Source organism: Bradyrhizobium campsiandrae (assembly GCF_014529705.1).
GTDB lineage: Bacteria > Pseudomonadota > Alphaproteobacteria > Rhizobiales > Xanthobacteraceae > Bradyrhizobium > Bradyrhizobium campsiandrae.
Window position 1 is genome coordinate 1 of sequence record NZ_JAANIH010000125.1, and the last position, 8,175, is coordinate 8,175.

An 8,175-nucleotide genomic window follows, 5' to 3' on the forward strand; every position below is an offset into this window, starting at 1 on the left:
GCCAAGTCAGTGCGCGAGGCGGAGGACGCCTTCGCCATGATGTTCGAGGGCGCCTTTGGCGAGGCCGGCGCGGAGTTCGTGATCGAGGAGTTTCTCGCACGTCCCGACGAAGCAGTTACTTTGATCTTTGCTCGAGAATATGCACGGGCTCAGCAGACGCGAAACCGCACGCAATTAGAGATTGTGGATAACCGGCGCGCCCGGCATTTGTATGCTAATGTCCCCAGCATGGACGTAAGAGAAGCCGGGCGCCCGAGCGGCGTAAATACCCAAAGCCGGATATCGCAGAAAAGCATCAAAAGAACGCTCAAACGCTAGCAAAGACACGTTGGTCAAAAGGGGGGTAGTCGGTGTTCGATTATCTGCGCTTCCAGTGGGAGCTATCTAAAATCCAACGAGCTGACCTTAAAAAGTTCCGCAAATACGAAGATTGGATCAAAGAAGCAAAAGCAAAGAAAGATTCCGCAGGAGAAATCGAGACGCTCGAATATGAGCGCAACATGGACGGTATCGATAGCGCCGATGAAATTCGGCGACTCCATTCTCGTTACTACACCCGTCAAGCCGCGCGAATGTTGATTCCGTTGCCCGACGCTAGCGACAAAACAATGTGGGAGCATGTGCCGCCGAACCGGGTGTACTGCACGGAGCAGGGCATTATGCATATCCGTTCGATTGTCAGGGCAGAGCGCAAGGCTCGCCTTGAGATGTTTCTAATGTGGGTGCCAGGCGTCGTCGGGCTGCTGGGTGGAGCAATTGGTCTCGCCTCAATCTTGATGAGGAAATGAGGCCAAAAGATCCGGAATTACGTTGACGGCTCACTAAATTCCAAAGCCAAAGCATCAATCGACACCGTTTAGTGCACTTCACCGCAATCCGGGCTTAGACATGTCTGCCAAAATCCAGGTCCCTCATAACCACGATTTCAAGCTTCGGAGTTGCTTGGACTACGCGCATCATTCGTGGAACATTCACCGTAAACCCAAAACGACAGAACTCCAACCCATTGCCGACTTCTTTCGTGGCCGCTGCGCGAGACTGCGATCGTTGATGCAACTTCCCGCGCAGGTTGGAAACGTGACAATCAAAATGCGGGACACTTACGTGCGTTCCGTGTTCGAGGTTACTGGCGGTTTCAAGACCAACAATCTCGCGCCTGCACAGGCAAAGGAGATCGACATTCGGTCCAAAGAAATCTTCGCGCAGATAGTGCACGAGGCCATGCGCCTCAAACAAACCGAAGATTGGGACAAGCACGCTCACAATCAACTCATTGATGGATTGGTCGGCTTCGAGGCTATGGGCGGCGACCCTTCTTCGATCGGAGCAATACAGGCCTCAATGATGTCCTATCTAACTACCGGATGGACAATCATTGAAACGATGAGTGCCGATTTGTGGGAAGCCGCACTGAACATACATCCCGCATCTCTGGCAAATCTCACTGGAGCGCCGAAAAGACTAAAGGGCGGTCAACTAAATCAATCAGGCGCAGCGGCGAAAGAGTCGAAATCAGTTCGGCTGGATGAGATATCCAAGCACGAATTTAACGTTGCCAACAAAATGGGGACGATATTGCGCGGAAGATTTGAATTCGCCAGCCTCGACGGCATTAGAGAGGCTTATGCTTCAGCCTTTGCCAAGGGATCTGCGGAAATTGACCGCGCCATTGCCGACAAGTCTCTCGACGCTCTAAGTGCCGTCCGCAACGTTATTGTTCATCGCGACGCGCTGGCAGATTCCGAGTACGTCAGAAGAACCAAAATTCTCAGTTCACTCCCTGCCGCAAAAGTCGGAGATCACTTGCTGCTCGACGGCGATATCGTCGTGCGACTACTAAAGCCAGCTATTGCCTCCGCCAATCAGCTTCTCGTCGCGGTGGATAACTGGCTAGCAAAGTCCACCGGTCAAGACTGAAGATTCTCCAATTACGGTGACAAGAATTACGGTGACAGTGCTGGACTGCACCCCTGAAGTGAGACACGATAATTTTTACGCATCTACTCCCAATTGCTCGTCCGTAAACGCTCCGCGAGATCGGCTATTCGGTCGGGCACACCCTCCAATAGGTACGAGCGTAGATCGAAATAGCGATGCCCCATGATCCCGCCGGGGGTCGATTTGCGAAACATGGTGTCATGCATCTCATCGCACAGGAAAAATTGGGTGCCGGTCGTGAGATCCCACCCCTGCTGTTCCATGGCGGCACCTGAGGCATGCAAGATCCTCTGCCGCTCGTCGGATGTCAGCTCCTTGGTTGCGCCAATGACAGCTCCATTCTGAATTTCGCACTCGACAAGTTTGGTGATCCTTCCGATATGCCGGACAGCCTTGTCGTAGTAGACACCCAGGTATCTGGCCTTACGACGAGACCAACTCGCCGGGCAGAAATAGAGGCGATCGGCGACGTTGATTTCGTATGAACGGCCGCAGGGTGGCGTAAACAGCGTCCATTTGTCGACCGGCAAAAGCCCTTCTTCGCTGCAGAAGTCTTCATAGTCCGTGACCAGGGCCCGCATCTCTTCATCATAATCGTTGAGACAGCCTTGAGATGCCGCAATCAGATCCTCGAATGTGATGGGGATCAGTACTACACCTCTTTGTATCGCCGCCGCACGCACGCTCTCCCAGTGGGATCCGGCGATTTGGGCCTGTTCGGGGCTCAACAGAAACAGAAAACCGCCACTTGTTTGTGAAAAACCAGTCACGTGCCGGCCTATCTGGTCGGCGGTGAACCCGTCCGCGCTTCGCTTGGTCTCGATGGCGATGCGAAAGCTGTCTTGATGGAGATAGCCGTCGACCACACTCGTACCAGTGCCCACCTGCTGCTTGATTTGCAGGCCGAGCGTAAATGCGTTGCCCGCTTCCGTCGCAGCATTACGAAGCAGTACCGCGAGCAGCTTTTCGAAGCGGAAACGATTGTAGTCGTAGAGCCGATGAAAGAGCAAAAGCGTGTTGTTGGTCTCGAAGTTCTCGCGCTGCGAATAGCGCGGAAAATAGTGTACGTTCGTCATAGCCTTCCTCTCAGCTCCGCGGATGCAGAACCCGATTTTCCTAGCTCGCGATGAACCCGATCAGAATTACGGTTACAGTGCACTAAGGTTCGAAGCCAAAGCATCAGCTGACGCAGTTAAGTGCACTGTCACCGTAATTTCCACGCTGATCACGCGACCGTAATCCCGCACCTCCCGAGTCACCTCACGCGGGTCGGCCTGAAAGGTCTTGTCCTCCCGCAGAACAGGGACTTCGAGATGGCAAACGTCGTAGGCCCGCTCAACGATGTCCTCGGTTGGCGTCGACAGCAGCGCATCGCTGGAGTACTTCGCGACGACGTTCTCCGCGCGACCGTTCTGCATGTCGATGCGCGTTGACAGCGATCGGTCGCTGAAAAGCGTCTCGCTGACGGGTTCTTGGTCGGAGAAAAATGGCATAGGTCATCCGAAAACTTGAAGCTTTCCAGCATTGGATGGTTTGTCCCTGAGCCCGACCCCATCTCGGCGCTGTTTCACCCTCGAAGACTCCTCAATGCTCATTGATTATCCGTTTTTCACCGTTTCCCAACGCTTGGTCGGAGCGGCAGCGCGAGACGCCGCCCTCTTGGCCCAAGCCAAGCTGATACCTCTACGGTAGGGCGCATCGATAATTGGTTGACAGAGAGCTTCCATCTTCAGTCGAAACTCCGTTAGCTTCCTTCCAACTCTGTCACTCTCGGGCTCGAAGTCCCCAGTGTTCCAGATATCCCGTTCAAGCTGGTCGCGCAGGTCAGGTTTGAGTGTCTCGGTTCGCCATGTCAGCATTTGGCTGGCGACTTCGATCTCGCGGCGCGCGCGATGCATCATCATGAAAATTTCTTCGCACTCCTTCCCGAGAAGGGCCATGCATTTTGGCTGCAGCTTAAAAGCCTTTTCAAAAAACTCCTTGTTGTCGCGCACTCGCTTCAAGGGAGCATACAGCGCGCCGCGCGAATTCCACTCCCTATCGTCTTTGAAACCTTCCTTCGGCAAATCTTGCCATTCGTAGGAGTACGCCATCGGGCTCCGGATATTTTCGAAAATGTACTTCGATTCGAAAGCTAGCGCAGCGGCCTCCAATGCGACGGCTATCCGCTCTTCTTCCAGCTTCTCGCGTCTCCAACGTCCGAACGTCTTAAAGCCGCCGATCGCGATGGAGATTGTGATAGCAAAGCCGACGAGGGTAAAAACCTGTGTCCAGCCGAACGCCCAAGGATCGTTCATATTGTAAAGCCCCCAAAATTAAGGCCAGTACTTTAGCGCTAATTGCCGCTTGACTCACTATCAACTTTTGATAGCGGAGAATTTTTAGGGTGACGCTTTCGCGCTGCCTCGAATTACGGTGACAGTGCACCAAATTTCCAAAGCCGAAGAGTCAGTGGGCATCGTTTAGTGCACTGTCACCGTAATCCGGAGTGACCAAACCCGCCCTATTGATCTTCGCGGCAGAGGGCGAAATCAGCCGCGCTGGAAATACGGTGAAGGTGCGCTAAATTCCGCAGCCAGGGCGTCAGTTGATAATGGTTTAGTGCACCGTCACCGTAATCCCCCGGCGGCGCCTTTTCGAAGAACCGATTGAGGTCAGCTGCCACAAGCCGCCATGCATCGCCAGTTCACCGAATTCGAAATTGAGCCGGAAGCGAACGGCGACAGCAACCTAACCTTGCATTGTAGCTTCTATGCGCTAGCATTCGATTTTCAATCATTCTAGCAAAGGTTATTTCGATGACTGGCTGGTTCGATGGAGTTTTCAAAGATCTTGCCTTAGAGTTTCTAAAATGGGTAGCGGTCGGTATAGTTACATGGTTGGCGTCGAAACTTCCGGGCATCAGAAGAAGACTAAAGCGCCTTGATTTGCGAGCGGGTGCGGTCTTCTGGATTGCGGCCGCTATTGCCTTCGCCGGGTTTGCTAGCAGCGCAGTCTCAATTCTCTACACATCGCAACGCTTTCAAGCTCTTGCACATTATGGCTCGGAACCGCAGAACACTCCGGACATCAACATCAATGGCGGTACGGGCCCGGTAACGCCCACTTGTCCCGATGGGTACTATGTCGTTGGCGCCAAATTCACTGGCAATTCCGCCCCCCCATACTGCATTGGATGCTTTGTGGCTGCTCAACTGACGTGCCGAAAGATCGTAAAATAGCACGTAGGATGGGCTGGATAATCAATCATATTGACGAGCGCGTAGGGTGGGTTGAGCCCCTGCGAAACCCATCGCCTTGTACTAAATTGCCAAAGCCAAAGCGTCAGTCGCGATTAGGGCGATTACGTTGATAAATTCGAAGGCCAAAGCATCAGCTGACATAGTTTAATGCACTGTCACCGTAATACGGCGCACTGCGGCAATGTGGCTGTACTAGGTCGTAGTACGGACCGGGAGAATTAGGAAGCTATCAAAAAGATGCCTGTAAGAAACTCGACGATCTTTATAGCAATGGCCGCGATCTACGGATTTGTACTCGGGTTCGGCTACGGCAATTTGCTTGAAGCAAAGTACGGATTTGAGCTGAGGGAATGGCAGACGCTAGTAGGGGTATTGGTGGCGGTTGCTGCTGCTGTATTGGCCTTCATCGGCGTCCGAGGCACACAACGCGTCAATGTGGTTCTCAAAGAGCAAGATCGGCTAGACAAGCTTTTACCCGGATTGCGCCAAGCAAATGATTTTCTCGGTCAGCTGTGCAGATATCTGGAGCACATAAACGACCATACTCGCTACCTTAGTATTACAGTGGTCCGAGATTGTATTCAGTTCCAAACTGGTGAATCGTTTGAGGCAATGGTCGATCGCCGATTGCCGCTGGCTGATGACGAAACAAAGCGAGAGGTGACCGGCGTTGTCCTATCGTTGGTGAGACAAACGACAATGCTGCAGCTCGCCAAGGAAGAGCATACGAAATCGTTCAAGGACCTAGCTGACCTCCATCTCTTTGCCGAAGAGTCAAAGCAGAGTGTTCGAGATCAAGCTCAACGCATTGATCTCTCCCTCAAGAGGTTGAATGAGGAAACGGCAGCCGAATTTGACGCAGTGAAGCGAGCGGCGGACAGCTTGAAAAATAGACTAGAGGAGGGAGAGGGACGGAGGAAAGCGATTGGCAGGGAATTGGACCAATATTTTCGACGCGAATAACATAGCAGCGAATCAGCGCTCCGTCGCTGCTACGACTTCGTCTTTTTGGACCGCTGCTCCTGCCGTTGCTTGAACTCTTCGTAGCGGTCAGCCAAATCGTACACGTACTCCGCAATCGAGCACACGAACAGTTGACGATCCTCAGGTAACGGTAGCAGTGCCAAATTCAAAGCGTTTCGTCTCGTTGATTTATCCTTGCCTTACGGTTAGTTGCATAATGCTCCCATTGCTCGCCTGTGTCACGAGCGTGTAACTGATTTGAATGGTGGGTAAGATGATTAGGTTACAGGAATTCAAGGACTACTGCCGCGTCAAGCAGGGATTGGCGCCTAATACTATTTCTCAGTACAGCTCGTACATCACGAGAATCGATGCCCTCGCAGGTGGCCTTGAAGAAGCTATAGAACGAGATGGGGTGGATAAGCTCATCGTGTGGGGTAAAGAACAGACAAGCGACCCCTTTCATCTCTACCCGAGTGCGGCGCGCGCAATCTTGAATCGGTACATTCAGTTCTACTTGGACAAGGACTCTGCTGAGGTCCAGGAGGAAGAAGAACTCGTCCAAGAAGCGGAACAATCGTCAGGGCTAGCTTTCCGGCTCGAAAAAGAAATGCACGCAGCTGTGCGCCGTCAGCTTTCCAACATCGAGGCGGGTTTGGTTGAAGAAGGAGCCGAGGTTCAGGTGGATACCGGGTTCATCGATATCCTTGCTCGGGATTCATCCGGAAAGCTTGTCGTCATCGAGTTGAAGGCAGGAAAGTGCCCCGCCGGCGCAATGGAGCAGGCGCTTGGATATGCGCAAGCCCTCTCTGACCAGCGGAAGGAGCCGGCTCGCGTACTGTTGATAGCATCAGAATTCTCCGACCGCATAAGGGCTGCGGCGAAGAGGACAGTAGACTTCAAGCTTCTTACCTATGAATTCTCGTTGAAATTCGCGGAGCTGAAGTAGGTATTGGCGTCGGCACACTCATTTGCGGTGACAGTGCTGGACTGCCCCCCTGAAGTGAGACACGATGATTACAGTGACAGCCCGGAATTACGGTGACAGTGCACAAAATTCCAACGCCTAAGCATCTGTTGCGCCCGTTTAGGGCTCTGTCACTGAAACTATCGTGTCTCGGTGCAGAGGTGCAGTCCACCCGTGATATCTTACCCTCCGGCCGCCTTCGACGCCGCCCATTTAGCGTCGCGCGACCGTAACTGCGAATTCCCTGTCATTGCGAACGGGACACCCCCTACGGCTCTGGCTCAACGGCGGAGCCATCCAAGGGCGTTGGCGCGCACGGACAGCAGCCAATTCCAGAGGCGGGCGAACCACGGCAGCGTGAGGAGTTTCGGGCGGACGATCCTGAACAGTCTTTCGACCAGAAACAGGCTGGCTGCGTAGGCGCACACGATGACGGCGGTGCCGGTGATCCAATGCCCTTCACCCGCAATCGCGACGGCACCGAGCTTCAAGGGCTCGACGATGCTGGCGGGGATCAGAAGCAGCACCAGGGACTGGTAAGGCCCCAAGCCCTCGATGTGGCGACGTAGCCGCGATGGCTGATGTGACGAGGTCTGTGGCACGGGACTATCGCCCGAGCCTCTTCTCGACCTTCTTCCTGGTATTGCCGACTTTTCTGACCGCCTTCTTGACGGGCGAAGCCGATCGTCCCGTTTTCCTGGCCTCGTATTGGACTTCGTAATCCTGCCCGCCGGCCACGCGGCTGCGGTCCTGCTTGCGCCCGCGGACGGATTGTTTGTTCGCCTGCTTAGCCATGACACTCCTCCTCATGGCGCAACGCGGACATAAGTGGCCCGGTTCCGGGAGCCCCTGCCCGCTTTGAGGGACGCGCGATGTCGGACGCGCGGCTCACGGCGAGACGCTGATAGGAACGACCAGACAGCGGATGGCTTGATGGCTCGTAAGCGAGGCTTTTCTCCCATTTGATTGATGGGTTTCCGCTCGGTTTGTGCTCTGCGATTCTTGGCTGTTGAGGCAGCCAGGAGGAGACTGACGGATGGAACTATCGGGCGAGGAGTCCGAAGC

At 54.0% G+C, this 8,175-nt stretch carries 10 protein-coding genes and 1 pseudogene; 6 read left to right on the top strand and 5 right to left on the bottom strand.

What is annotated here, in order from left to right:
• From G8O24_RS46445 to G8O24_RS41900, 3 genes and pseudogenes are all read left to right on the top strand, one after another.
• A pseudogene (locus G8O24_RS46445) lies at positions 1-131 on the top strand (phosphoribosylamine--glycine ligase); the annotation flags it as partial.
• A 219-nt stretch (positions 132-350) separates the two neighbouring features.
• Positions 351-788 (top strand): hypothetical protein, encoded by a 438-nt coding sequence (locus G8O24_RS41895; RefSeq protein ID WP_188108325.1) that lies wholly within the window; start codon positions 351-353, stop codon positions 786-788.
• A 154-nt stretch (positions 789-942) separates the two neighbouring features.
• A complete protein-coding gene (locus tag G8O24_RS41900; protein ID WP_210324917.1) occupies positions 943-1,917 on the top strand; it encodes a hypothetical protein in 975 nt (324 codons plus the stop codon).
• An 83-nt stretch (positions 1,918-2,000) separates the two neighbouring features.
• Here G8O24_RS41900 and G8O24_RS41905 read toward each other — a convergent pair whose 3' ends face one another.
• From G8O24_RS41905 to G8O24_RS41915, 3 genes are all read right to left on the bottom strand, one after another.
• Entirely contained in the window at positions 2,001-3,014 is a 1,014-nt protein-coding gene (locus G8O24_RS41905) for a hypothetical protein (RefSeq protein ID WP_188108327.1), read from the bottom strand.
• Between the two features lie 72 nt (positions 3,015-3,086).
• Positions 3,087-3,431, bottom strand: coding sequence for a hypothetical protein (locus G8O24_RS41910; RefSeq protein ID WP_188108328.1), 345 nt, complete (start codon positions 3,429-3,431; stop codon positions 3,087-3,089).
• 105 nt (positions 3,432-3,536) lie between these two features.
• Positions 3,537-4,235: a hypothetical protein gene (locus G8O24_RS41915; protein ID WP_188108329.1), complete on the bottom strand. Its 699-nt coding sequence runs from the start codon at positions 4,233-4,235 to the stop codon at positions 3,537-3,539.
• Positions 4,236-4,736: 501 nt separating this feature from the next.
• Between G8O24_RS41915 and G8O24_RS44130 the strand changes: the two genes are divergently transcribed.
• The 3 genes from G8O24_RS44130 (at position 4,737) to G8O24_RS41925 (ending at position 7,092) form a co-directional block, all read left to right on the top strand.
• The gene (locus G8O24_RS44130; RefSeq protein ID WP_188149072.1) at positions 4,737-5,159 is read left to right on the top strand and encodes a hypothetical protein; all 423 of its coding nucleotides are present in this window, start codon (positions 4,737-4,739) and stop codon (positions 5,157-5,159) included.
• Positions 5,160-5,450: 291 nt separating this feature from the next.
• Positions 5,451-6,143: a hypothetical protein gene (locus G8O24_RS41920; RefSeq protein WP_188108330.1), complete on the top strand. Its 693-nt coding sequence runs from the start codon at positions 5,451-5,453 to the stop codon at positions 6,141-6,143.
• Positions 6,144-6,417: 274 nt separating this feature from the next.
• Positions 6,418-7,092, top strand: a complete 675-nt coding sequence (locus G8O24_RS41925) for an endonuclease NucS domain-containing protein (protein ID WP_244646368.1) — start codon at positions 6,418-6,420, stop codon at positions 7,090-7,092.
• Positions 7,093-7,391: 299 nt separating this feature from the next.
• On the opposite strand, the gene G8O24_RS41930 is transcribed toward G8O24_RS41925, so the two are convergent.
• Both G8O24_RS41930 and G8O24_RS41935 read right to left on the bottom strand, forming a co-directional pair.
• Positions 7,392-7,712, bottom strand: a complete 321-nt coding sequence (locus G8O24_RS41930; RefSeq protein ID WP_311972217.1) for a hypothetical protein — start codon at positions 7,710-7,712, stop codon at positions 7,392-7,394.
• A 4-nt stretch (positions 7,713-7,716) separates the two neighbouring features.
• Positions 7,717-7,905 carry a DUF3606 domain-containing protein gene (locus tag G8O24_RS41935; RefSeq protein ID WP_188108332.1) on the bottom strand — a complete coding sequence of 63 codons (189 nt, stop codon included), beginning with the start codon at positions 7,903-7,905 and terminating at the stop codon, positions 7,717-7,719.
• Positions 7,906-8,175: the final 270 nt, after the last annotated feature.

Excerpts from the sequence above, each read along its gene's own strand:
- G8O24_RS41905 (WP_188108327.1), bottom strand. The coding sequence starts at position 3,014 with ATGACGAACGTACACTATTTTCCGCGCTATTCGCAGCGCGAGAACTTC.
- G8O24_RS41910 (WP_188108328.1), bottom strand. The coding sequence starts at position 3,431 with ATGCCATTTTTCTCCGACCAAGAACCCGTCAGCGAGACGCTTTTCAGC.
- G8O24_RS41915 (WP_188108329.1), bottom strand. The coding sequence starts at position 4,235 with ATGAACGATCCTTGGGCGTTCGGCTGGACACAGGTTTTTACCCTCGTC.
- G8O24_RS44130 (WP_188149072.1), top strand. The coding sequence starts at position 4,737 with ATGACTGGCTGGTTCGATGGAGTTTTCAAAGATCTTGCCTTAGAGTTT.
- G8O24_RS41920 (WP_188108330.1), top strand. The coding sequence starts at position 5,451 with ATGGCCGCGATCTACGGATTTGTACTCGGGTTCGGCTACGGCAATTTG.
- G8O24_RS41925 (WP_244646368.1), top strand. The coding sequence starts at position 6,418 with ATGATTAGGTTACAGGAATTCAAGGACTACTGCCGCGTCAAGCAGGGA.
- G8O24_RS41935 (WP_188108332.1), bottom strand. The coding sequence starts at position 7,905 with ATGGCTAAGCAGGCGAACAAACAATCCGTCCGCGGGCGCAAGCAGGAC.